Below are 26,794 nucleotides of genomic sequence, written 5' to 3' on the forward strand. Positions count from 1 at the left end.
CCCAATCCCCAATCCCCAATCCCCAAGCCCCAAGCCCCAAGCCTCAAGCCCCAATCCCCAAGCCTCCAATCACCGATTTGGTATCCTTGGCCGCTGCATCAGGTAAAGAAGTCCGTAGATGAGCAGACCGACGGGATACATCCAGTAACGCTGATCATGGGGGATGCCGATCCAGGATGAAACTGCATCAGGTCTCATCAGTATAAAGGTGACACACAAAAACAGTGGTATTTCATAGAATCTGTTCCGCGCCACAAACCATCCTTGGGTTGCCGAGGCAAATGCAAAGTTGCCAATACATGCCATGACAAAAATAAGAATTCCCCGGGGCCAGCTGTTGACATTATGAAGTATCAGATCGCTGTTGAAAATAAACATGAATGGCAGGATTGCTGTACGGATATCATACATAAACCCCTGAAGCCCTGTGGGAATCGGCGGAGACTTGGCAATGGCCGAAGCCGCGTAAGCCGCAAGCCCCACCGGGGGCGTGTCGTCTGCAAGTATTCCAAAATAAAAGCAGAAGAGATGAGCTGCCATCAGGGGAACGGCAAAATCCTGGAAATTGGCAATGGTGACAATGGCCGGTGCTGTGAGAGATGCCATAACAATATAGGTGGCAGTGGTGGGAAGTCCCATTCCGATGATAAGACTTGCAATGGCAGTAATCACCAGCATCAGATGGATGTTACCACCGGAGATAGTGTCAATAATCTGAGTGATCAGCCCGCCAAGTCCCAGAGCCACAACACCTACGATAATACCTGCTGACGCGGTTGCAAGAGCCACGGAAACCATGTTCCGGCCTCCTGCCGCAAGTGCTGAAAATATATCTGTAATGCTTTGCTTAAATGCAGGTCCGAGAGGTTCTTTGTTCATGAAAGCCCTGACCGGATTCTGAAAAAGCATGATGATCGCCATTACCCATATGGCGTTAAAAGCGGCAAGTTCCGGCGAATGCCTGGCAATAACAAGTTCATACAAAAGAAATAACAAAGGGATAAGATAGTGAACACCACTCATCAGGGTTTTTCCAAATGCAGGGAGTTCACTGCGCTGCATTCCCTTTAGGCCCAGCTTGGATGCTTCAATATGTGTAATAAAGAACAGAGCCGCATAAGAAGCAAAGGCAGGTACGGCAGCCGCTTTGATCACCTCAATGTAGGGTACGTTCACATATTCGGCAATAATAAAGGCCGCAGCTCCCATGATGGGGGGCGCGAGTTGTCCGTCTGTGCTTGCGGCAACCTCCACGGCCGCGGCTTTGGTAGAAGGATACCCGACTTTTTTCATCAGGGGAATGGTAAATGTACCGGTTGTTACAATGTTTGCAATGCTTGATCCGGACACAAGGCCGGTAAGCCCGCTTCCCATAATGGCAGCCTTTGCCGGCCCCCCTTTGAATCCGCCCAGAAGACTCAGGGCCAGTTGGATAAAATAGTGGCCTGCCCCGGCTTTGTCCAGCATGGCACCGAAAAGCACAAACAGAAAAACAATGGTTGCGGAAACATCCAGAGGAATGCCGTAAATCCCTTCTGTTGACATGGTCATCTGTCCTATGTACCGGTTCAGTGAAACGCCTTTGAATGCTATAATATCGGGCATATAAGGACCCAGAAAAGCATACAGGGTAAATGCCAGGGCAATGATGGGAAGGGCCGGGCCGATCACCCGGCGTGAAGCTTCAAGCAAAAAGATGACCAGCAATGCACCGAAAATAATATCCCTCATGATAGGGGTGCCATACCGTGTGGCAAGTCCGGCATAGTCAATTGCAATATAAAGCCCTGAAAAAGCAGCAACAATTCCTATGACATAGTCACATATCGGAATTCGGGTTGTGGTGGAAAGAAATTTAAGACCCAAACGCGTCTTTTTAAAAAGAGGATAATTCAGAAAAACGATCAGAAGGGCAAAGGCGAGGTGGATGGCTCTGATAAATGTGGAATCCAGGATAAGCCAGCTTGCTATGGATAACTGAAAAAAGCTCCAAAGAACTGCAATGGTGGGAATCACATATTTGGAGGCTCCCTTGGGCTTTCTTCCGATACCTTCTTCCTCTTCGGCCATCCGCTTTGCTAAATCCAGACCCTCATCTTTTGCGTTTATTTCATTTTTGGTCATGTTTATACTACCCATCTTTAATTTGTGTCTGTCTGTTCGTTTCAGTCCATGCCTCAGCAGAGGCGACATTCGTACAAGTGTTTTTGGTAGTCCTGCACAAGTAGTGATGAATGAGATTCAGTGTCCTGACAACCGGGGAACTGAACGGGATTCATCACTACCTTTGCAGGACTACCGTGTTTTTTTTGTTTGAATCCGCGTCCCGGACGAGAGGCAATATTAAAAAGGAACGCTTGTGGCGAATATTTCTTTAAAAGGGTGTTTGAAAAGTCCTAGCAGGATAATACCGTTCGGCACGATTTTTGCTTACAGTTTATAACTGAGTGAATTCATACAGTTGGAAAACTGAAATCCCGAAATGTCTGCCGGGCGATTTTCGGAAACAGTTTTTCCAACATACGGAAATGCCGGTCATTTTCGTCCGGTTATGCAAAAATCATACCGAACGATATTGCCGTCAGGACGGTATATTTGTAGCATTTAAAGATGCCCATCCCTACGGGACTTTTCAAACACGCTCTAAAGCGACGGGTAAAAAAACCGCCGCTCAGAAGGTAGGAATTATGTATCATATTTATTTCATCAGGCCGGCTTCCTTATAATACTTTACCGCGCCGGGATGAAGGGGAGCCGTCAGACCTTCCAGCATTCCCTCTTTGGTCAGTACCTCATAGGCTGGATGAAGTTTTTTGAAATTTTCAAAATTTTCAAAAACCTCTTTAGTAACCGCATAAACAACATCATCTGACACTTTTGCAGAAGTGACGAAGGTGGCTTTTACACCAAAGGTATGAACATCAGCATCGTTTACAGCACCCGGGTAAAGTTTGACAGGGACAAAGGACTTTGCGTAGTAAGGTTTTTCAGTGATGAATTGATCTATACCCGAACCAGCCACAGCAACAAACCGTACTTTTGTAGCGCCCGCTGTGGCTTCTTTGAACGCGCCGCTAGGATGTCCCACAGTGTAAAAAAAAGCATCAATACGGCCATCCTGAAGAAGTCCGGGAGCCTCGGCGGCCTTTACACTTTCAGTTTTTATATCTTTTTCATAATCAAGCCCGGCCGCAGTCAGCGCGTCAATGGAATTCTGACGCTGACCAGATCCGGGGTTGCCGATGTTTACCCGTTTGCCTTTTAAATCTTTAATATTCTTGACACCTGAATCAACAGTAGCCGCCAGTGTCACAGACTCAGGATGGATACTGAAAACAGCCCGAAGGTCTTTCTGCGGCCCTGCTTTTTCCCATTCTGCAAGACCCTTAAATGCCTGATACTGCCTGTCTGATTGCACAACACCGAATTCCAGATCTCCGGCCATGACAGCGTTTACATTAAACACCGATCCTGCCGTAGATTCGACAGTACACCGAATCCCGTATTCTTTACGCTTATTGTTGACAATTTTAGCAATGGCACCGCCTGTGGGATAGTAAACACCTGTAATTCCGCCAGTACCGATGGTTACAAATTTAGTGGTTCTTGCTGCTTGTGCGCCTGATGGCACCGACCCCATAAGAAGAACAAAACCGAACAAAAACGCCACACCGAAAAATAAAGCTTTTTTCATCTAAAAAAACCCCCTTATGTTTGATTGTTACGAGTTGTCTGTTTCTATATATCTTTACATTTATTCCTACCTTCTTTTAAGTTGTTCCGTAAGGGATTTCCCCAAAAATAAAATACCCACCTTGTGCGGTGGGTTGCGCTTCGCTTCACCCACCCTACATTTTTTGTATCGGGTATATTATTTATTTTGAGTTCCCTAACTGCTTGGAGCGTGTTTTTAAAGTCCTGCAGGCACAGCATATTTATAGCATGATTTCTGGCATCTGAATATCTGAATAATCTCACTTTTTATTTCATTTTAAAAAGCTCCTTTGCCGGACGGGGTTTGCAACCCCGTCCGGCAATTAAAAACCCGGCTTTTTTATGAGCGTTTATTTCAAAAAGCGTACAGGTAATGCCCGATACGCTTTTTTATGGACCATTCGGTCCGTATAGTGATATCCGCGATTAAAATTGAACACTCTGGCAGTAATGGATTTTTTTTCTGATGTCCAGAGCCAGCCGCAGCTCAGTTTTATGTGAGGTACAATTCTGACTTGCTGACCGCAGTCGGTTTCATATCCCTTATAGTTTTCATCTTTCAGATAAAGGCTTTGCAATTCTTCAAGCGTGGGAAGACGCCAATTGTCATACCGGGCCTCAAGCGTATCCGGAAACGTGTATTTCACCCATCTCTCCGCCTGTTTCCAATTGATATCACCTTGGTTGTCGGTTTCTGACCACATGACTCCCAACTGATGATCTGTAACCGTGCCGTCTCCGTTATTGGTGAAACGCTCACCAGCCAAGACCGTTGCACAGTTGAAAAATAAACAAATCGTAATTATTTTTATAAATGACGATACTGATGCGTTCATCTTTTTCCCTTTTTGTACGATTCATTTCTTAGTCTGTAATAAGCTCTCTTTACTTAATGAATGGGATTTAGCAAAATGGGAGTTATATGTCAAGGATTAAAAATACTTAAACTCAGTAGATCGAAAAGTTTCCGGATGGTGTGCGGGACAGCAAAGAAACCCGGCTTTTTTTTCAGGACGGGACGCTCTCCCGCCGGAAAAAGCCGGGTTTCTCCCCATATGCATCAGGCTAAGATTACAACCTACTGTTTTTATTAACTCTGATTTTGCAGGACGGGGTTTGCAACCCCGTCCGGAATATTTTCCGGATCGCCGCCCGTAAACGTTTCGGACGGGGTTGCAAACCCCGTCCGGCAGCCGTCCCGCATTCTTAGCCTGATGCATATGGGGTTTCTCCCCCGTCCGCCCTGTGACAGCCTGAAAACTTTTCGATCTACTGAAACTCGATGATCAAGTTCTTTGTCCTGAACCGACCGGAAAGCCTGTCATTCCTTCTTTCGTAGGCTTCGGCGTGATTTCAGCCGAACGAAATGACAGAGAAAAACTCAGTAGATCGAAAATGCTCACCGAAAGTTCGTCCGGGGTTGATGAATTCCGGACATTTCCGGGAAATTTCCCAATTGTCCGACAAAACTCACGCCGAAGCCCCCGGGAGCAGTTCGGGAATATTTTTGATCTGCTGAAACTTGATCACCGGGTATAAACAACAGCAGATTTTGGAAATGAAAAAAAAAAACAATCCATTGGTAAGCGTCATCATTCCGACTTATAACCGAAGCCGGATACTTGAGGAAGCTGTTCATTCTGTCCTGTCCCAGGATTTTACGGATTTTGAGCTGATTGTTGTTGATGACGGTTCAACAGATAACACAGGGGATATTCTCAAAGAACATCAGAAAAATCTTATGGTCATTCGGCAGAATAACAGAGGGGTCAGCGCTGCAAGAAACAAGGGGATTGCCGCAGCGTCAGGATCATTGATTGCTTTTCTTGATTCAGATGATCTCTGGCTGCCGAAAAAGCTTTCCGGCCAGGTTGAATTTTTCAATTCAAATCCGGAAGCCCTGATTTGCCAGACAGAAGAAATATGGATAAGAAACGGTGTGCGGGTGAATCCGAAGAAAAAACACAGGAAACCTTCGGGAATGATTTTTGAGCCGTCGCTTTCCCTTTGCCTTGTCAGTCCGTCCGCAGTGATGATCAGGCGCAGTCTGTTTGATGATGTGGGGCTGTTTGATGAGAATCTGCCCGCGTGTGAAGATTATGATTTATGGCTCAGGATCAGTTGCAAATATCCGATATTTCTTATGGATACACCGCTTATCATAAAACGGGGAGGGCATGAAGATCAGCTTTCCAAAGCTCCGGGACTGGACAAATTTCGGATACAGTCTTTAAAAAAGATCATTCAAGGGGGCCTGTTTTCAGAAGATCAGCACAGGGCAGCAATAAAAATGCTCAGGAAAAAATGCGCTGTCTATGCAGGAGGATGTCTGAAAAGGGGGCGTGACGATGAAGCCATGTGTTACATCCGGCTTGCCGAAAAAAAATTCTCGTTTCCAGACGGAGCCTCACTGCCATTAAGTTAAGCTTCCGGAGTGCGAAAATTATTTTTCGCACCCTCGCCGGAAACTGTTTTTTTCACTTCGGATGCTCCTTAACTTAATGGCAGTGAGGCGAAGCCTCAGAGGGGGTTTGAAAAATCCCGTAGGGACGGCATATTTGTAGCAATGACAGGCCCCGTGTTTCCGAGTCCCGCGGGGGACGGCATATTCTGTAAACATGCCGTCCCTACGGAACTCGGACAAGGACAGATATTTTCATACTGATAATTGATGTAATTATCTGAAATCAAACAAATCACCATCAGAGAGGGAGTTTCCTTAACTTAATGGCAGTGAAGCGGAGATTGGGAACAAGTGGCATAAAAAAAGGCAGAGTCGTAAAGACTCTGCCTTTGTGTTGGTGAGAGTTAATTTTTTTTTATTAATTCTTTTTGTCAAACCTTTTTCTCATTACAGCCACACCGACCAGCCCTGCACCAAGTAAGAACATGGTTGCGGGTTCGGGAGTTGCTGCGGATCCGCCTCCGCCACCTGCTTCAACCGCGGCGAGAGTACCCTGTCCCATCAGGTTGTCATTGCCGCACTGCATTGTGAAATGAGTGATGAACTCAACCGGCACATCAGAAGCAATAAAGCTGAGATCAAGACCGCTCACAACATTGTGATTTCCGCCCTCAAAACCCGTCTCAGCGTCGGTCAGACCCGTCTGATAATTAAAGGTGTTATTGCTGGAAATAAGGGTACCCCCGGCATCGTAACGCCAAGGATTTGATCCCTGGTTCTGCCATTCAAGAGAAGTAATGGTAGTTGTCGTATCTGTTAATTGATATACATCATAGGTAGAAGTGTTAAAGTTCATATCCAGAACATAGTCGTAGCCATAAGTCTCCTGAACTGTGAAATTACCCTTCTTTTCTCCGTCAATATCTCCGAATATGGCTGAATCTGCGTCCACATCTATGAACACATCACCAGAATAGAGATCCTGGTTGCCGTTTACGAAATCATAACCACCGACCATGGTCAGGCTTGTACCATCCAGAAACCAGCCTTCCAAGTCCCAGCTCTGGTTTGCCTGCATACCGACTTCTGTTTCCTGGTCTTCCCGGTTTGAATACCAACCTGTGCCCTCATAGTTTTCATCTGAAATGGTAATCTGGGTGCCGTATGCAAAGGCACTCCCCGCACTTAAAAAAACAGCCAGAGCTAAAACGATTAAAATTTCTGAAAATTTTCTCATTTTAATTCCTCCTTCTTAGTTTTAAAATAAATGACAACTGGTTCATTAAACAAATGAATTCCATACGTCAGACTTTCAAGTATCTTTATTGCCTCCTTTTCAGATTTGATATTTAAAGATTCTGATTTCCTTCAGAACTTTCTGACTCAGCAATCTTTAAATTTTTTAGTTCTTACTTTATTTACATGCAAACAGCGTGCCTAAAAAAAAATATATCTTATAACCTTTTAAAATAATATTTTAAATTAATGTTTTTCAGGGTTGTTGGGAAGCGTAAACCCCTATAACCCAAAATGGCATTTTTTCGGTTTTTTTAAAATAAAAAACAATAATAATAGGATATTGTGTCAATTATAACTAAAATTAAAATTATGGTTAAACGTATAGGGGTTGGCCTGTCAAAAAAGATGTTTTATTTCAGATATGTGCTTTTATATCAGCTTCTTAAGGTTCGGACAACGCTTTCTGTTCAGGCTTTTTTATGACCCTCGAAAGTGTGATCGGATTGAAGATAAAACCGCTATCGCCGAGGGGTCGAGAGGCTGGGCAGGTAATGAAAACCAGACAGATTTCATTTCGTCAGGATTGATTCTTATTTCACCGAGATGATACAGCCTTATTTTTGGGTATGTCCCACCTTTTACACAAGGACAGATTTTATGTGTAAGAGGCGGGAACATATCCGTTTTTTTCGCCACAAAGGCACGAAGGCACGAAGTTTCACGAAGTCTCTTTGTGATTCCTTTGTGTCTTTGTGGCTGATTCTTTCGGATGTGTAAAAGGTGGGATACACCCACAAAAGAAGGCAGAGTCGTAAAAGACTCTGCCTTTGTGCTGGTAAGAATTAAGCTTTTAACTTAATTCTTTTTACCGTGAAAATACATTTTGAAAAGCCGGGTTTTTTATCTGAAAATATTTTCATGACCGGAGGCGAAAAACCCGGCTTTTTCATGAGCGTTTATTAAATCTTTTTCTGAGCAGTGCGAGTCCGATCATACCGCATCCGAGCAGAAACATGGTTGCAGGTTCGGGAGTTGCTGCTGATCCTCCGCCGCCGCCTGCGGGAGCAGCAATATTTCCTGCCATCATTATGCCGTCATTTCCGCATTCCATGGTCCACCAGAACTCAAAAGCCCCGCCGCCTTCCAGACCGAGAGCGTCCAGAGCCATTACCGCATTGACTTCATAAGCGGCTTTTTTATTACCGGCTTCATTAATAACAGGTCTGTCATCTATCCAGACGTTTTTGGTTCTTACCTTTCCATTTTTATTCACATACTCAACTTTGGTCTTGGTTTTAGTTTTCCACTCCCAGGTAACATCTCCCTGATATCCAAGGTCTTCTCCGTATTCTGCGATATGGACTGGCAGATTATTGGCCCCGCCAAAGGGATCAGCCCCCCCGTCAGTGGTGGCTCCGCCAACTTTGTTGGCATTTCCATAGCCTTCATACAAACCCGTTGAAAAGATTGCAAGATCATAAAGGTGACCTTCCTGAACCGGACTCCAGTCGTACCCGTCATCCCCGCCATCTTTGTATAAATTGGAATAACCTGCCAGGTCCTCGTTTATATCACCTTCATGACTGTTCAGCGCCAAACCGAAAACATTTCCTGATGTATAATCAGCTTCCAAACCTGATCCGTCATAGCCATCTGTATGACTTCCGCCAACATTGATATATAAATCACCTGCCCCGACATTTATGTCATGATAAATGCCTCCTGTCTGTGGCAGGCCAGTTATCATATTGAAATATAAATTGCTGTCATCGTAGGCATAGCCCATTCGATACACTTCGTAGGTGGAACCGCCAGATGCGTCATTAGAACGGTCATACTGATATGTAAATTCCAAAGCCCAGGCATTAGATATTAACAAAGAGATAAACATTATTCCTGAAACTAACAACATTGCTATTTTTTTCATTTTTGAGCCTCCTTAATTAAAAAAACGCCAATTGATTTATTGAGTTAATTCAAAACTTAATACTTTTGATCTATTATATTTGACACCTCCTTTCGTCTGATTTTAAATAAATTTTATAGTTGCCTCGGCAGTGATGCATATTCAATGAATTATACTCAGATTATTAATAATAATTCGTTGTTTTTCACTCTTTAAAAGAGAGGAGGAAAGAGAGGGACACACGAATTACCATCAATTAATGAGGTGAATATTTCATTACAATATGCACCACTACCATAAACCGCCTTCATGCTTTATATGTAGCAAGAACAATGCCAAATTTTTCAAAATTAACTTTTTTTTATTAAATAATTATAATATTAGTTGGTTATAAGGATATTTGGGAAGGAATGGTAAGATATGAAGGAAACTATAAAAGTGTTCATATTGAACAATTTGTTCAAATAAAGTGTCCGGATTGAACAATTTGTTCATTTATTTGTGTCAATTCCATATTTGCGCAGTCTGCTATAAAATGTCCCTCTGCTGACATCAAGCAGACGGGCAGCTTTGGTCTTATTCCATTTTGTCCGGTTCAGAGCTTCAAGAATGCTTTCTTTCTCCGAATTTCGGACGGGCTGCTTCTGTTCAGCGACTGTGACACTTTTTTCAGCGTCAGCCAGCAACTCCGGCGGCAGATGACCCGCGGTGATGGTTCCGCCCGGACAGAGAACACAGGCATATTCAATGGTATTTTTTAATTCCCGAACATTACCCGGCCAGGAATGGCGCATGAAGATATTGAGAACTTTATCTGATATGCCGGTAAATTGCTTGCCATTGTTTTTGGCTTCAATATCCATAAAATATTTCATCAGGAGCGGGATATCGCCAGCCCGGTCCCGCAAAGGCGGCAGGTGAATATTGAACACTTTCAATCGGTAATAAAGGTCCTCACGAAACCGGCCCTGCCTGACCTGTTCCGCTAAGCCAACATTGGTCGCTGCGATGATGCGCACGTCTGCTTTACAGGTTTTGCTGTCCCCCACCCGCTCAAATTCCTTATATTCCAGAATACGAAGCAGTTTTGCCTGCAAATGCGGAGCCAGCTCACCGATTTCATCCAAAAAAATTGTCCCGCCCTGGGCAGTCTCAAATCGCCCGGCCCGGTCCCTGATGGCCCCGGTAAATGCCCCTTTTACATGGCCGAAAAGTTCACTTTCCAGAATATTTTCAGCTAACATGGCGCAGTTTACCCGGACCAGCGGCTTTTCCGACCGAAGGCTGCCGTAATGAACAGCCTCCATCACCCGCTCTTTGCCTGTGCCAGTCTCACCGGTGATCAGCACCGTCGTCTCTGTATGGGCGAATTGTTCCAGCAGGGTATAAATACGCTGCATAGGTTCGCTCCGGCCAATGATGTTTTTAAAAGAACCGCGTTCCTGAAGCTTTATTTCCAACTCCACCAGCCGCGTGATGTCCCGGATCACCAGCATCGCGCCGATCACATTGTTCCGATGGTCCAACAAAGGCGAGGTCGTCAGGCTCAGACGCTTCTTCTGTCCGCCGCTGCCAGGACATTCCATATTATGCTCTGAAACGGTTTGTCCGGTATCCAGCAACCGGCGCAGAACACTGACACATTGGCCCGGACATTGATCGGGCATCTTTCCTAATTGCTTACCTGGTATAATATGACCTGCCAGGGCACAGATATTTTTCAGGGGAGTGTTGATCTGAATCACACGTCCGCCCGCGTCCACGGTGATAATGCCTTCGGGAATACTGCGAAAAACAGCTTCGAGTTTTGCCTGGGACGCTTGTTTTTCCTGCATGGCCTGTCTGAGAGAGTCCTCAGCCAGCCGTCGCTCAGTCGTATCCCTCCCTACTGACTGGAACTCAATAAGACTGTCCTGGTTATTAAAAATCGCCCGGACAGTTCGCTGATGCCATCGGATTTCACCGGCAGCATTCATCACCTGGTGTTCTGTTGTTGCCACAGAATTTTTCGGGGTAAGCACTGTAAGATGATTTTTCGCCTTTTCCCGGTCTTCCGGAGGAATAAAACTCAGAAAATTCTGTCCGATCATTTCTTTCTGTGTTTTATCAAAACAGCGGCAATAAGCATCATTCACAAAGGTAAGTGTGCCGTCAGGACGGAATCGGCAGATCAGTTCAGTCTGATCTTCAACAACGGCACGGTATCTTGTTTCACTTTCCCGTAATTGTGCTTCCATGCGCCTTCGTTCCAGATGGTTCCGCACACGTGCGTTGATTATCGAGGGATTGAAAGGCTTTATGACATAATCCGAGGCTCCCAGTTCAAGCCCCCGTATCTCATCAGCAGCTTTATCCATGGAGGTTATGAAGATAACAGGGATGTCCTGAGCCTTTTTATAGGTTTTTAGTTCACTGAGAACCTCATATCCGCTCATATCAGGCATCATAATATCCAGCAAAATCAGATCAGGGGGCGATTCGGCTGTAACACATTCAAGGGCCTCCCTGCCACTCGTGGCTCCGATGAGTTTATAGTCTCCTGTCAGCGATGATGCCAATATTCTGATATTGTCCGGTTCATCATCTACGATCAGTATTTTTTGTTTTACAGAGTGATTATCCATAGTTTTCCCCTTTTTAAGATAAAGAAGTTCAGGAAGCAGATTATAAAAAATAGTTTTTTATGTCAAATGGTTAAAAATTGAATTAAGAATAGGAGAAAATGATGGTCCGGAAGATGGAAGAATTATGAAAAATAAACACTTATGAAAAACCCGGGTTTTTCGCCCCCGGTCATAAAAATATTTTCAGATAAAAAACCCGGGTTTTTAAAATTTATCTTTACGGTAAAAATGATTTTTTGGGGAGAAAAAACAGATAAAAGGGGGAAGAAGATAAAAAAGGCAGGGCCATGAATGACCCTGCCTGTATTGTTTGTGAGTTCGGCCTCAGTTAAGTTAATTGTTGTTAAACTTTTTTCTGAGTCCCACAAGACCGATTAAACCGACACTAAGAAGAAGCATAGTGGCAGGTTCGGGGGTTGATCCTTTATTAACAATGAGGTCCTGTTGGTCAGCATTAAATGTGACACTGTAATGATCGTTAAGATGAGCAACCATACTGTCAGTAAACTCGACTTCTGAGACAGCACTCAGATAAGTCTGAGCATAACTCTCACCAGCAGTACTGTTTAATTTGAAGTTGTCTAACCCGAGATCATACTCACCTCCGGCATCCAGAACAACTTCCCATATGGCTATCTGAAGACCCAGCACGTCGCCTTCTTTGCCATAGTTATCCATAAGCCATGCAGCCTCCAGAGCACCGTCAATAGCGCTGAGTCCTGCTATTTCCACCTCACTGTTTTTACTGTACCATTGACCAGGTTCGATGCAAAAAGCCAGCATTTCTTCGTCACTGCTTTCAAAGCTCACTGTAAAAGATCCGGCTCCGCCGCTATAATTACCACCGTCCGGGGCGATAGCGTTTACATAGTCAATATTAACTGATCCTGCATGATTATATGTGGCATATTGAGTCGTGGTGTATGCCTGCACACCAAAAGGGAGTAAAAAAACTGCCAAAGCCAACGCCGTTAAAATTTTTGCAAATTTTTTCATGTTGATACCTCCTTAAGTTTTTAATAATTACTTGTTTATTGAACGAACATCACATACTGCTTTTCATTTTTATTGTGTGATCACCTCCTTACTTTACCGTGAAAATACATTTTGAAAAGCCGGGTTTTTTATCTGAAAACATTTTCATAACCGGGGGCAAAAAACCCGGCTTTTTTATGAGCGTTTATTTTAATTTTAGGATTGCATGACTTTCATCAGTTGCGGTTTCCGCTGATTCAGTTTCCCAAAATTGTATTTAATGATTTCAAAAATTTTAAAAAATTTTGCACATCAAATATAATAGATATATGCAAAATCCGTACCTAAAATAAGAAAACATTTATAATAGTTTGAAATAATATAGTATTTTTTTATTTTTTAAATCAGAACGGTATGCAAAGCCTTATAACTAAATTTAAATTTTTAAAGAATTTATAGCGATTAAATATATTAATATTAGGATGTTAATTAGAATTACGACAAAAGTTGTTTTTTTAATTAAAGTTATAGGGGAATACATCGTCAGATATAGCCCATTTTTGTAGTTTTTTTTAAACCCATGGGGAAAACTCTCTGTTTTTATAATAACATACATATACATCTGCCAATAAACAGCTATATCCCGCGGCACAACAAGACATGAAAATTAGCTTTACCTGCCACGCCTGGTGCCTGATACGCGTGGAAACGCGTACCACCCCTTTTGGATACAGTACATATCAGACAGTATGTGCAGGAATGCGGGATTGAGTCTGGGATAGGCAAATTAGGAACAGATGCGTTCCCCAAGCCGGACCTCGAACAGAATTTGCGGAAATGTGGGAATAAAGCAGATTCAGCGCGTTCGACTTGCTGACAAGTTTTGACTGTTTAGCTGCCCGACGGTCGTAAGTCCTCATAACATAATGAAATGATTGATTCAGACAGCAATGATATGTAATTATAATTAATTACAACTGTTCATTTCAGACGTTTATTAAGATACATTTCAAAGTCTTGGAAGAACTTACGACATACGAGCCGGCTATGGAATCAGCAAGGAATTACCTGTTGGAAGCATTGTAAAGCATTCCTGTTTCCGCTCTGAGTCTCTGATTTTTGAGACGTTTGCTCAAAGCAGGCTGAGAAATCCCCAGTATTTTGGCAGCAATGGACTGATTGCCATTGGCCCGTTTTATGGCTTCGTTCACGAGCATAAGTGTGGCCTGCTTTATCGTAGGTAATTCTCTTAACTGCGAAAAGGGAGAATTTTCATCTGATCCGGGGTCCCCCGGAGCAGCCCTGTTTTCCTGCTCCTGGGCAATATGCGCTCTGAACGAATCCAGTGAAAGTACTTTGGACTTATGCCGGCTTACTGCTTCAAAGACCATTGCCCGCAGTTCTCTGATATTTCCCGGAAAAGAATATGTTCCCAGCAAAGTGAATAATTCTTTTGGCGGTGTCGGCTTTTTCTTTCCCAAATTATATGCTGCTTCTTCCAGGAAATGATCCACCAGAAGCGAGATATCTTCGGAACGCTCGCATAGCGGCGGAATATTTATATGATGGGTGCGGAGTCTGAAATTGAGGTCTTTGCGAAATTTACCTATCCTCTGAAGCTTCCAGATATCCTGATTGGTGGCTGTGATAATATAAGAATCTGTGTATCTGGGTTCGTCTTCTCCCAGCGGCAGATACTCGCCATCCTGAATGAGCCGCAGCAATTTTACCTGTGACGCGGGGGCCAGATCACCGATTTCATCCAGAAAAAGGGTTCCGCCTGCTGCCAGTTCAACCATTCCCCGGCGAGGCTGATCTGCGCCTGTGAATGCTCCTCTTGCATGGCCGAAAAGCGTGTCTGAAAACATATTGTCATCAAGACCGGCCACATTAACCACAACTAAGTTGCCCCGGGAAATTCTGACCTTGTGTATGCATCTGGCAATCATTTCTTTGCCCACGCCAGTTTCACCCGTTATCAGTATCGGTTGTGTTGTATAGGCGATGGACTCAATATATTGAAAAATTGCCAGCATTTCCGGATTGTTGGTGATAATTTCCGAGAAGGCTTCCGATTTTTTTAGGGTATCTAACATAATGATTTTCTCTGATAAATTTTGGGTCCTGATTATTTTTTTACCGGAAACCGGTGTGTCTGTATCAGATTTCAGGCAGATGATGACCAGAACCAAATTTTGGGTTAAATTTTCTGCCCTTTTTAAAATTAATATTTATTAAAAAAAACAATAATAAGTCAATGGGGTGAACGGAGTATTCAGCGGTAGAAATATTCTACTTTTTATAACATCCTTTCTATTTCTTCTAATCTTTTATCAAGCCGTTTTTTGGAAACAGGAACAGCAGTTTTAAGTTCCTGGGCAAAAAGAGAAACTTTGTACTCTTCAATCAGCCAGAAAAATTCCTCTGTCGCTTTTCTCTTTTCTTCTGAAACCGAGGGGGAAAGATCTTTTAACAAGGTGTTCAGGCTGTCATTGTAAATTTTGATATCCTTTGCCTTGGTCTGATCTTTTTCAAGATTTACAAGCCCTCTTTCTGCCCGGATTGTTATTGCTTTGATGTACCTTTCAAGATGAATCATGCGGTCCGTATCATATAAATCCGTGAATTTTTCCGGCACAAGTCTGGAAAGTTCCCCTCTCAGACCCTGTAAAAAATTTATGGCACCATTGTTCGCCCGGCCTGATTTTTCCAGTTCGTACAACGCTGATCTTGAACAATGATACGCTTGTAAGATACGCTTGGCACTGTTTAATTTTTCTTTACCCAGGGAAAACATTGTGGGCGACACAGATTCCGCATGAACATAAAATTTTTTTTTTGTTCTTATATTTTTACAAAAAAGTTCATTAATAATGCTGTCATACAGCCTTTTTTCAAAAACCCTGGGTCCTCCGAAATATTGGGTCTGATTTTTTGCTTCCCCGGAAAGTGCGAGATTCTTTTTTAAAAATTTCAGATCCTTTGAAAAATGTATGGTAAAAAGTTTGACGATTCCTTTTTTATGGGATGCCATGGCTTCGTTGCGTTGGGGAAAAAGACGCAGATTTACGCATTTCTCATCCGGTTCCAGCCCGGGATAAACAATCCATTTGTCATTGTTTTTTTCTTTCAGCGGAATATTCTCAGGCAAGTCTCTGAAATCCCATGAGGTTATCCCTGTCCTCTCCCAGTCTTTTTTAGCGGATTCAAATGCATCCGGGTCAATCCTGTCGGAGATATTTTTATTTAAAATGGTTTTATCCCTGCCGGCGCAAAGTTCTTTCCCTCCCGGCCCTGTGATGGATATGCGCATTCTGAGATGGTCCGGCAACGCATCCGTATCCCAGACAGAAGCAGGAATATTCACACCAAAACGACGATAAATAAAATTACCCAGAGCAGTAATTAACGAAGAATTCGGAAGACGGACATTCGAGTTTTCAGTTTTCAGTTCCGAGTTTCCAGTTCCGAGTTTCAAGTTTCCAGTTTCAAGTTTCAAGTTTCCAGTTTCAAGTTTCCAGTTTCCAGTTTCCAGTTTCACCTCAGGCATTTCATTTATGATCACATCAACAGTATTTCCTACAGGGACAAGTTTTTTTCTGTATGCCTTGGGAAGCCCCTTTATCAGTGCGGTTATTTTTTCCTCCAACAGCCCGGGAACCAGCCAGTCCATAATTTCCGCGGAAAGCGACGGCACCACGGCCGAAGAAACCTTGAGGGTCACACCGTCATCATGCTTTCCAGGCTCAAAGCTGTAAGCGCAATCCAAACGATTGTCCCCCACAGCAATGCTGTCAGGATAAAGCGACAGTTCTTTTTCATCAGGGGAGTAGAGAAAAAGGTCTTGTTTTTTCATTTTCAGAAATTCTTCATTTCCTCTTTTTTTCAGACAATTTTTCAATGATATGATATCGTAAATCCCGCTGAGTTTCTTTTTGTAGAATTCGTAAATGTCCTGCTCATTCACCAGAATATCCCGCCTTCTGATTCTGTTTTCCATATCTCTGACGTCACTGATGAGTTTTTCATTGTGCTTCATAAACGCAAAAGGCTGTTTCAAATCCCCTTCCACCAGGGCGCTTTGGATAAAAATATGGTTTGCGTCCTCACGGTCAATTTTTCCATAAGACACAGACCGTCTGGGAACAATGACAAGACCATAAAGACTTACCTGTTCAAAGGCAACCACCTCCCCTCTGTTTCTTTCCCAGTGCGGCTGAAGATAAACTGATTTGCACTGCTCCTTCCCCAGGTCTTCCAGCCAGCTCACATCAATATTTGCGACCCTCCTGGCAAAAAGTCTTGACGTTTCCACCATCTCGGCCGCTACAATCCACTGGCCGGCTTTGTCAAATACGCCTGATCCCGGAAAAATCATTACTTCTTTGTCTTTTGCGGCCTTAAACATATTTTTTTCCTTTTTCAGGGCAATATTGGACAGAAAGCCGCTTAAAACAGACCGGTGAATTCCTGCGTATCTTTCATCTGAAACCGGGATATGGGCATTGAAATTCAGAATCTGAGAATTTGAATTCCCAAAATTCTCTTCCAGAATACTCGTAATCTGGGCATGGATGTCACGCCACTCCCGCATTCTTTTAAAAGAAAGAAAATGTTCTTTACAAAATTTTTTCATTTTATTGCCGCTTTTCGCGGTTTGCCAGGCAGCATGATACTGATTCCAGATATTGAGAAGCGTGATAAAATCGGATGTCGCATCTTTGAAAATCCCATGGGCCTGATCCGCTTCTTTTTCCTTTTCCACAGGTCTTTCTCTCGGATCCTGCTGAAGCGTGAGTGCAGAAGCGATAACAGTTATTTCACCAAGGCAGCCCTCTTTTTGTGCTTCAATAAGCATTCTGGACAATCTCGGATCAATCGGCATCTTCGCCATAAGCCTGCCTTTTTCCGTAAGCGAAAAGCGGTTTCCCGACTTCTGAGCTTCAAGTTTCGAGTTTCGAGTTTCGAGTTTCGAGTTTCGAGTTTCGAGTTTTAAGTTTCGAGTTTTAAGTTTCGAGTTTCGAGTTTCGAGTTTCGAGTTCCGAGTTTCAAGTTTCAAGTTTCGAATAGCCCCGAGTTCACGGAGGAGAGCAAATCCGTCTCTGATATTTTTAGAAGCAGGCTTGTCAATAAAGGGAAACTCTGAAATATCGCCCAGCTTCAGCGCAATCATTCTCATGATGACTTCCGCCAAATTGGACCTGAGAATCTCCGGCGGGGTAAAAAGGGGGCGGGCATGAAAATCCTCTTCGGAAAACAGGCGGACACAGATACCATTTTCCACTCGTCCGCACCTGCCTTTTCTCTGATCCGCGCTGCTTTTTGATACGGGGGTCACGGGAAGGGACGTGGTTCTTGAGCCGGGAGAATACTGAGCAATGCGTGCAAGCCCTGTGTCAACGACATATTTAATTCCGGGTATGGTGACAGATGTTTCTGCAACATTGGTTGAAACAATGATTTTTCTTCCAGCCATATGTGAAAAAACCCTTGACTGCTCGCCGCCTGAAAGTCTTGCGTACAAAGGGAGGATGTTTATCACTGCTTTATATTGCTTAAATTTTCCTTCAAGAAGTTCGCAGGTTTCACGGATATCCTGTTCCGTGGGCATGAAAACAAGAATATCCCCGTACCGGCTTTCTCCGGCCAGCTTGTAAACAGCGTCCGCGGCCGCTTCCATATAGGTTTGTTCATCACTGTCTTCTATCGGAGAATGTCTTACCTCCACCGGATACATGCGGCCCGATACCTTTATTATAGGCGCGTCATCAAATGCCTTTGAAAATTTTTCTGTATCAATGGTGGCAGAAGTAATAATGAGTTTCAGGTCTTTTCGTTTTTTTAAAAGTGTTTTTAAAATTCCCAGGACAAAATCAATATTCAGACTTCTTTCATGGGCCTCATCTACAATGAGCGTGTCATATTCATTCAGATAAGGGTCTCTTTGGGTTTCGGCAAGAAGAATGCCGTCTGTCATGACTTTTATATGGGAATATTCATTGGTCCGGTCTTTGAAGCGTATTTTATACCCCACGGATTTGCCAATATCTTCTCCCAGTTCTTCAGCGATTCTGCGGGCAACTGTTGTCGCTGCGATTCTCCTGGGCTGGGTGCAGCCGATTTTACCTTCGATACCTTTTCCCGCGGCAAGGCAGTATTTGGGAATCTGAGTTGTTTTTCCGGAGCCTGTCTCACCGGATATGATGACCACCTTGTTTTTTGAAATGGCATCAATGATCTCCTCCTTTTTGGCGGCAATAGGCAGATTTGTACCATAATCGTCAATTTTACTGATGAGGGCGGACAGATTTTCTTTTCGCTTTATTTTTTTTCTGGCAGAAGCCCGCACTTTTTTTTCAAGGTGAAAAAGTTTTTTTTCCATATTTCCGGAGGAGGATCTGCCTTTTTTAGCAAATTTTCTGATACGGGCGATTTCACGTTTCAGGGCATGTCTGTCAGCGCCCAGTACTTTGGGCAGAACAGACTCTGTTCTTTTAAGCACGTCTGTCTGTTCTGATTTTATCTTACTTCCTGTTTTCATTTTATTTTTATGATATATAGGAGATTTTTTAAGTGCGTCTGTCTGTTTTGGTTTTATTTTACTTGCTGTTTTCATTATTTTTTATGATATATAGGAAATGTTCTGAGAGTATGTTTGAAAAGTCCCGGCAGGGACGATATTTTTATAGCAATTGTCCGAACCATTATACAAAAAAATGGGTTGAAAAAATTTTGAACAACTTATACTATTCTTAAAAAAACATTGTCAACCTGGCCTTACCAGGAGCAAAATCTGCTTTGTGCGAAGCTCTGTTTTGTTTTCACCTGGACATGCACCTTATTTTATATAATTTATATTATCGTATTTTTTTTAAGGCGGCAAGATTAAATTTACAACCGTGAAGTTATTTTTTAGTGACCGAAGAGAATTGAGAATTGAAAATTGAAAATTGAGAATTGAAAATTGAAAAAAAAAGTACAGGAAAATCAGATAAAAAGTTGAATTTTTTCCTTTTCTTATCCTGGTTCCCTGTACTTTTTGTAATTTTTTATAATTTCCTGATACAATAAACGCCCATGAAAAAGCCGGGTTTTTCGCCCTTGGTCACGAAAATATTGACAGATAAAAAACCCGGCTTTTCAAAATATATTTTCACGGTAAAAAAATGTTTCAACGATTTCTATCCATTGCAAAAGCATATAACACCCGGATTGCTGTGACTAACGAGCAGTTCCAAGTTACTTACGGAGAGCTTCTTCAGATGGTTGAGGCGCTGCGCCCTCTTTTTGCTGAAAAAAAGAGGGATGGACAAAATATTCTGATTCTTCTGGCATTGCCGGGGGGGCCTCATTTTACGGCTGTGCAGCTTGCCGCTTTTGCGGAACATGCTGTGGTGGTTCCAATTCCGAACAAGTCCACCACTTATGAGATGCACAGTTATCTTGGCCTGATACAACCGGATATTGTGGTTGTCGAATCGCCTGAAGCGGCTCGGCAGATTCTGAACCCATTGGCGAAACACATGACAATCCTTTCTTTGAAAGAAACTTCAGAAAAAAATGAAGCACACCGCGTTCTGAACTGGGAGGATATCATGAATGGCGGGCCAGGAACCAGGAATCCGATAAACCCGGGGAATTCAAAATTTCCAGCTGATACCGTGCTTATCCAGTTCACCTCCGGCTCCACAGGCAGGCCCAAAGGAATTCTCATCAGCAATGCAAACCTGCTGGCCTGCCTGAACAACAATCACGCGTTTTTATCCAGTTTCGCGGGCGAGGATGTCTTCTGCCCCGTTCCTCAGTTTCACGCTTTCGGGGGGGCTGTGGTATTGGAACATCTGCTTCACGGCTCCCCGGTTCATCTGTCAAACCACTTTCTTCCGGGAAATGATCTGGCCCGGATGCAGCAATATGGCTGTACAGCCATTCTGGCCGCTTCCAGCTATTTCAAATTGCTTCTTGAACTGAATATGCTCATGCCGGAACTTCTCCCTGCCCTTGTTTCCGTGACCATTGGCACTGCCCCTGCGGATCAGGGACTGGTGCGAGATATCCAAAAAAAATTTCCTGATCTCAGGATATATCTGCGTTACGGTCTCACTGAAACTGTGGGCACTGTTACCCGGCTCACCATTGAACCGGGAGAAAACTTTTCTTTTTCAGGACTTGTGGGATCACCCGTTTCCGGCGTTGAACTGGGTCAGGAACTGACACCTCCGGATCAGGGAGAAGCTTTGGAAATTCGTGTCAGAAGCGGAGTGGTCGCAGCGGGTCAGCTCTTGGAAAAAAATCTTTGGAAATCCCTGACAGACGCAGACGGCTTTTTTTCAACAGGAGATATGGGACATCTGGATGCGGAAGGCCGCCTGCATCTGAGGGGGCGCATCAGTTCCTTTCTCAAGCACAAGGGGTTCCGCATAAATCCTTTTGAGATAGAGACCTTGCTGCGGAATACCCCGGGAATCCGGGAAGCCGTTGTTTTGGGAATTGAGGATTCCTTTTCCGGGCAGCAGATCATCGCCTGTATCGAGACGGCTGCGGATGCCAATGCTCCGGATTTGAAACAGCTCAGAAATATCTGTGCCGCCAATCTGTCAGCATACAAGCTTCCGCAGCGCATTGTGATCATGGATGCCATTCCCCGAACCCCTGCCGGAAAAGCCGACAGATTTCATCTCAGGTCACTGCTCAGATGATTTTTGAAAAAGTTCGTAGTTCCGCAGTTCGTAGTTCCGCCTTTAGGCGGTGCGACACCGCCTAAAGGCGGAACTACGAACGGATATATTCATTTCTGGAAATCGCCTTACCTCATAACCGGGGATGACGAGCATTTTTGTCTGACCATCATCATTGAGTTTTGATCCGGCAAATCACTGATCACTTGATCAAGTGCTTTGGCAATAATCTGGTGAGCCGCATAAGTTCCGTGATATGTATCATGAAAGAGCCTTTCCGTGCCTGAGTAATTTTTGAAAAGGGGTAAGACATCTATGAAATTCACAGACTGGGATTTTAAAACCGAAGCAAGTTCATTGTATGCCAGATACTGATTTCCTGATAATTCCTCAGCCGTGGGTATCAGCAGGCAGACCAGTTCGATTTTATTTTTCATAACTAACTGTCTTGTTTTCTTAATCAGTTCTCTGACCAGTGGCAAATTTTCAAGAGGCTGCTGCCTGCTCAGACCCAGTTGTTTCGCCATGACATTTGCTTTTGATTCAAATTTGGTTTTGAGAATGGATAAGAATGCCAGCATGGGTGTTGATTCCCATATCTGAAATTTTTTGAATTCCTCGTACCGGGCATCATGTTTTTTTAAGTAGTTAAGCAATTCAGGATTGTCAGGCAAATCATGAAGCATTTCATTTGGCGGAATTTGCAATTGCAACTGACCATTATCCAGAACAAAGCGCGACTTCAGCAGCGGCATGGATATTTGTTCCCGGGACATCAGCGGGAGGTAGTGGCTGTCAAGGGATCTGGACATATCCGGGCTGATACCCATGACAACCACATCCGGCTGAAAGCGTCCGATAGCCTCTTCTGTGGCCAGATATACCTGATCCAGTGTGTAGCCTGACGTCGCCAGATTCAGCGTTTCAATCTCCTTATTTTCCAGACACGCGCTGATGGTCTGATTGTTTTCAATATAGAAAGAAGACCCATGTATCCTTGAATCACCGACAAAGGCAACCCGCCATTTTTTTCGTTGTCCTGGAACAAATTCTGTGTTGGAGCGGGAACCGAAACGGTCATGCCGGACTTTCAGATAAGCAGCATTTGCCCGATTGCGCCATCCGCGATGCTCATCCGGTTCAATGTCGAAATAATCATTGAAGAAATCATGAGTTTGCCTGATTTCCTTCAGAGAAAGATAATTTCTAAAATACCAGGTTTCCGGGATAACAGAGGGCAGAACCGGTGCCACAAGCATTTCCAGAAACACCAATAATCCGCAGATCAATAAAAATCGTCTGATGTGTCTGAAATAATCATACATTTGTCGCCAAGATATTTTTTTCTCCTTTCCCATAAAATCCCCTCCTTTTTAAAAGTTCAATATTTTAAGACCGTGTTTGAGAAGTCCCGCAGGTACAGAACATTTGCAGCATAAGTGTCCCGTACCCTCCCGGATCCTTCGCAATGCTGTTGACTTAAGAGTCAGCGGGTTTTCCGATATTTTCTCCGGAGTGCGAAAAATGCTTTTTCGCAGGCGCAAAAATATAATTTTTGCACTCCGGATCCGTTCGGAATTACCTATGTCAACAGCATTGCAGGTCCTTCGGGGACGGCATATCCGGCGCGACACGAACTGCAAATATGCCGTCCTTACAGGACTCGGAAACACGGGGCATGCCCGCCTGCTACAAATATACCGTGTCCTCGGGACGTTTCAAACACGCACTAAATTATCAGTTTTAAGTTTTAAGGGATTTCCCCAAAAATAAAATACCCGGAACGTAGGGTATGTTATTTATTTGGAGTTCCCTAAGTTTCAAGTTTCAAGTTTCAACTTTCGAGTTTCAAAACTGAAAATAGATAAAACTGACAGATTTTTCCCCGAACACAACCATCAGGTAAAGCGTAATATAAAAAAATCCGTACCGGGCAACGCCCGGATAGCGGAAAAACCGTTTGATATCGTCATTTTTGTAAAGAAGCAGATCAACCAGCAGTAAGGGAGAGACATAAAAAATGATTCTGGCGAACATTTCTGTTGCAGCGGATGTTACCGCGAAATTTGCAAACAGATGATATATCCACGCTCCGATCTGCTGTATTGAATTGCCCTGAAAGAATATCAGTCCGAACGCTGAAGCATGTAACGTAAGTATTACAGACAGAAACCGCAAGACCGCGGCCACAGGCATCGGTCGGGAATGCCGGTGGCGTTTCATTTTGGAAGCCAGAGCTGCATAACCTGCTAATAAAAGACCATGATATCCGCCCCATAAAATATAATTCCACGCCGCGCCGTGCCACAGTCCCATGATCAGAAAGATAATGATGATCAGCAGCTTATCGTTAATATGTTTTTTCTTTATTCGCATCAGCGCAAGGGGAAAATACAAGTAATCACGAATCCATGTGGTCAGGCTGATGTGCCATCTGTTCCAGGTTTCCTGAATATTGGCTGCGAAAAACGGGGAACGGAAATTGACCATGATGTGAAACCCCATGAGTTTGGCCGTGCCTCTGGCAATGTCCGAATACGCGGAAAAATCGCAGTATAACTGGAACATGAACGCATATACAGACATCAGAATCAGCCCCCCGTCTCCGGCTGACCCGTCCGCTGAAACCGGGGAGCCAATGAAAGTTAAGATAACACCCAGGTTGTCAGCAATGAATATTTTTTTGAATAATCCCCAGTAAATCAGGAACAGTCCTTCGGAGATGTCCTCGTGACAAATGGTTCTCGGACTGAGTATCTGAGGCAAAAGGTTTTTCGCACGTTCAATGGGACCCGCAACCAGTTGGGGAAAAAACGAAACATAAAGCGCGTAATCTAAAAAATTACGAGTCGCCGGAACCTGTTTGCGATAAACATCAATGGTGTAGCTCAGGGTCTGAAACGTATAAAATGAAATCCCGACCGGTAAAATAATCTTCCATGTGGGGGACTCAAAGTTTATGCCAACCATGGAAAAAAAAGCGATAAAATTTTCGAGAAAAAAGTTAAAGTACTTGAAAAAGAAAAGAACAGACAGGTTCACGCCGACGCTTATCATTAAAAAACGCTTCCTGTCTGCTTTATTTTCTTGCTGATCAATCTTGATGGCGCATAAGAAATCAGTCAGTGTTGAGACCATGATCAGGCTTAAAAATCGCCAGTCCCAGAATCCATAAAAAACATAGCTGGCTGCCAGCAGCATCCGGTTTTGCCTTTTGTGACTCAGGGATAAATACAACACATAAACAATGATAAAAAAAAAGGCGAACCTGAACGAATTAAAATTCATGTCGAGCCTGTTTGAAGTTTAGGGTTGATAAAATTATAATAATCTGAATATTATAAATTTATTTTGTGTTTTACCAGTTCAGCCATGGCCGGAACATTGTTGAAATTGTCGCTGGTCATATCCTGAACTTCAATCTCAATGTCAAAGGTCTCCTGAAGAATCCTGACCACACTGATGAGACTGAGCGAATCAATCAGGCCGCCGTCAATCAGGGACAGGTCGGATATATTCGAGGTTTCCAAAACGTCGGAGGATTGCGTTTCTTTTATAAATTCAGTTACGATTGCTTCAACCTTCAGCCTGACCTCTTCTTCCCCGACAGCCTCATGCCCGGGCAGTTCCAAGCCGGGAAGCACATGGCCCAGGCCCCGCCGATAATCTGTTACATCTAACCCGTCCGAGTATCCCGGGGGCGTGGCGACAAAGTTGCCTGCGAGATGGTATTCATCGCCGCCCATGCCCCGCTTAAAGCTGGTGATGCCCGGGAGATTCTCCGGGTCTATGCCGCCAAGATCGAGCCATCGGCATTTTTGTTCCTGGAAATGGAGAATGAGCTGCCAGTTGAGGAAATTATAAGCTCGAAATTTGGCTGCCTGAGGATCGCTCCAGGATACCAGGCAATGACTTGTGGAGGCATAATTTATCAAAATCATGGCAGCGATTCGCTTTCCGTCTTTAACGACAAACACCACGGACATCACTGATTTTGCCTCGTTCCAAAGTTCCTGAACCAGTTCCGAAGATGGCCAGGAAATGCCTTTTTCAATTGTAGCCTGTTTGTATTTTTCCAAGAAAAAATCAAAGTCCTGTCCGGAATGACATACCTCTGTTCTGAGGCCGTACTTTTCAATCTTTCGTAAGGATTTTTTCCAGTCTCTTTTCATTTTTTTATGTATGACTTTGGAATCCTGGCTCAGGTCTATGCGGATGGATCTCCACAGGGGTTCATCAGACAGCTTGAACTCTGCCTCCTCAGCCCAGTTTTTGGGCAAATCAGAAGGCACCAGACAAGGGGTCAGGTGGAGAATCATGTGCTTTCCGTCAACCCAGTGACTGCGCAGAAATTCAATGGCATTGACAGCGTCCTGAGTAAAAGATTGTCCATTTTTTTCTATAAACATGGGGCCGTGCTGCATTCTGGCCACCCAGCCAATGACAGGAATCTCTTTGACCAAAGTTTGGGTCATGGCTATTGGCTGATCTTTGGTGATGATCACCTGCCGCACTGGTTCCCATTCAATGCACTTATTTACACTTTCTCCGTATTCCCAAGTCTGTTGAAGATCAGCCTTCCGACACTGTCCCATTAACCGATTCCATTCTGCTTTGTCATTGATGGTAATCAGATCAAAATTGTAGTCCATAAGCTCCCTTTTCTTCTGATTTAAATTTTAGTTCCTGAACAACTGCTACATGACCAAATATGTTCTGACGGATGAAAGACCGCCGAGGTTTTGAAAGCCTCGGCGGTCTGACATTCGGATCACCCGCCAGAATTAATTGGATCATGTAGCAAATTGGTTTTTCGCATTCCTTAATAAGTATTAATGTCCAAAAAAGGTTATCAGGGACATTTTTTTTATGCAGATTTTGCAGGATTGGAAAAAAAGAATCCGTGAAATCCGTAAAATCCGAGTTAATCTGTGGTTCAGATGTTAAATTTACAGACTGCCCCGATTTACTTTTTCACCTCCCAAATGCACTTTTTTTCCCAGAAAATACTTCCGCTACCCCATTGACTTATCAATTTATTTTATGAAATAATAAAAAAAATAATTTAAAAAAAATACCAGCACCAAATTTTTATGTCAATAAATTTGATATGCTGGATGTTCTCTGAGAGAGCAAACCCATGCTGTCTGAATCACTTATTTTTATCTGCCCGCTTTTTGTGCCGCATCTGTCAGGGGCATTCACGACACGGCGTTCCCTGAGCCTGTCGAAGGGGGAAACAGCATCGGGCAAA

The 26,794-nt window shown here is 43.7% G+C and carries 14 protein-coding genes; 2 read left to right on the forward strand and 12 right to left on the reverse strand.

What is annotated here, in order from left to right; translation table 11 throughout:
* Window positions 1–69: 69 nt before the first annotated feature.
* The 3 genes from dnm_RS11680 to dnm_RS11690 all read right to left on the reverse strand — a co-directional run bounded on the left by dnm_RS11680 (window position 70) and on the right by dnm_RS11690 (window position 4,550).
* Entirely contained in the window at window positions 70–2,124 is a 2,055-nt protein-coding gene (locus dnm_RS11680) for a TRAP transporter permease (protein WP_207682821.1), read from the reverse strand.
* 574 nt (window positions 2,125–2,698) lie between these two features.
* The gene (locus tag dnm_RS11685; protein ID WP_207682822.1) at window positions 2,699–3,694 is read right to left on the reverse strand and encodes a TAXI family TRAP transporter solute-binding subunit; all 996 of its coding nucleotides are present in this window, start codon (window positions 3,692–3,694) and stop codon (window positions 2,699–2,701) included.
* Window positions 3,695–4,064: 370 nt separating this feature from the next.
* The gene (locus dnm_RS11690) at window positions 4,065–4,550 is read right to left on the reverse strand and encodes an Lcl domain-containing protein (RefSeq protein WP_207682823.1); all 486 of its coding nucleotides are present in this window, start codon (window positions 4,548–4,550) and stop codon (window positions 4,065–4,067) included.
* 722 nt (window positions 4,551–5,272) lie between these two features.
* Here dnm_RS11690 and dnm_RS11695 point away from each other — a divergent pair.
* A complete protein-coding gene (locus dnm_RS11695) occupies window positions 5,273–6,139 on the forward strand; it encodes a glycosyltransferase family 2 protein (protein ID WP_207682824.1) in 867 nt (288 codons plus the stop codon).
* A gap of 397 nt (window positions 6,140–6,536) precedes the next feature.
* Here dnm_RS11695 and dnm_RS11700 read toward each other — a convergent pair whose 3' ends face one another.
* From dnm_RS11700 to dnm_RS11725, 6 genes are all read right to left on the reverse strand, one after another.
* A complete protein-coding gene (locus dnm_RS11700) occupies window positions 6,537–7,355 on the reverse strand; it encodes a PEP-CTERM sorting domain-containing protein (protein ID WP_207682825.1) in 819 nt (272 codons plus the stop codon).
* Window positions 7,356–8,303: 948 nt separating this feature from the next.
* Window positions 8,304–9,284, reverse strand: a complete 981-nt coding sequence (locus dnm_RS11705; protein WP_207682826.1) for a PEP-CTERM sorting domain-containing protein — start codon at window positions 9,282–9,284, stop codon at window positions 8,304–8,306.
* A gap of 470 nt (window positions 9,285–9,754) precedes the next feature.
* Window positions 9,755–11,887 (reverse strand): sigma 54-interacting transcriptional regulator, encoded by a 2,133-nt coding sequence (locus dnm_RS11710; protein WP_207682827.1) that lies wholly within the window; start codon window positions 11,885–11,887, stop codon window positions 9,755–9,757.
* 333 nt (window positions 11,888–12,220) lie between these two features.
* Window positions 12,221–12,883: a PEP-CTERM sorting domain-containing protein gene (locus dnm_RS11715; RefSeq protein WP_207682828.1), complete on the reverse strand. Its 663-nt coding sequence runs from the start codon at window positions 12,881–12,883 to the stop codon at window positions 12,221–12,223.
* A 1,043-nt stretch (window positions 12,884–13,926) separates the two neighbouring features.
* Window positions 13,927–14,958 carry a sigma 54-interacting transcriptional regulator gene (locus tag dnm_RS11720; protein ID WP_207682829.1) on the reverse strand — a complete coding sequence of 344 codons (1,032 nt, stop codon included), beginning with the start codon at window positions 14,956–14,958 and terminating at the stop codon, window positions 13,927–13,929.
* Window positions 14,959–15,161: 203 nt separating this feature from the next.
* A complete protein-coding gene (locus dnm_RS11725; RefSeq protein WP_207682830.1) occupies window positions 15,162–19,478 on the reverse strand; it encodes a DUF3418 domain-containing protein in 4,317 nt (1,438 codons plus the stop codon).
* A gap of 550 nt (window positions 19,479–20,028) precedes the next feature.
* Here dnm_RS11725 and dnm_RS11730 point away from each other — a divergent pair.
* Entirely contained in the window at window positions 20,029–21,561 is a 1,533-nt protein-coding gene (locus tag dnm_RS11730; RefSeq protein WP_207682831.1) for a class I adenylate-forming enzyme family protein, read from the forward strand.
* A 107-nt stretch (window positions 21,562–21,668) separates the two neighbouring features.
* On the opposite strand, the gene dnm_RS11735 is transcribed toward dnm_RS11730, so the two are convergent.
* The 3 genes from dnm_RS11735 to dnm_RS11745 all read right to left on the reverse strand — a co-directional run bounded on the left by dnm_RS11735 (window position 21,669) and on the right by dnm_RS11745 (window position 26,192).
* A complete protein-coding gene (locus dnm_RS11735; protein WP_207682832.1) occupies window positions 21,669–22,898 on the reverse strand; it encodes an alginate O-acetyltransferase AlgX-related protein in 1,230 nt (409 codons plus the stop codon).
* A 490-nt stretch (window positions 22,899–23,388) separates the two neighbouring features.
* On the reverse strand, window positions 23,389–24,741 hold the full coding sequence (locus dnm_RS11740) for an MBOAT family O-acyltransferase (RefSeq protein WP_207682833.1): 1,353 nt from the start codon (window positions 24,739–24,741) through the stop codon (window positions 23,389–23,391).
* A 137-nt stretch (window positions 24,742–24,878) separates the two neighbouring features.
* Window positions 24,879–26,192, reverse strand: a complete 1,314-nt coding sequence (locus dnm_RS11745) for a GNAT family N-acetyltransferase (RefSeq protein ID WP_207682834.1) — start codon at window positions 26,190–26,192, stop codon at window positions 24,879–24,881.
* Window positions 26,193–26,794: the final 602 nt, after the last annotated feature.

The organism is Desulfonema magnum (assembly GCF_017377395.1).
Taxonomy (GTDB): domain Bacteria; phylum Desulfobacterota; class Desulfobacteria; order Desulfobacterales; family 4be13; genus Desulfonema_C; species Desulfonema_C magnum.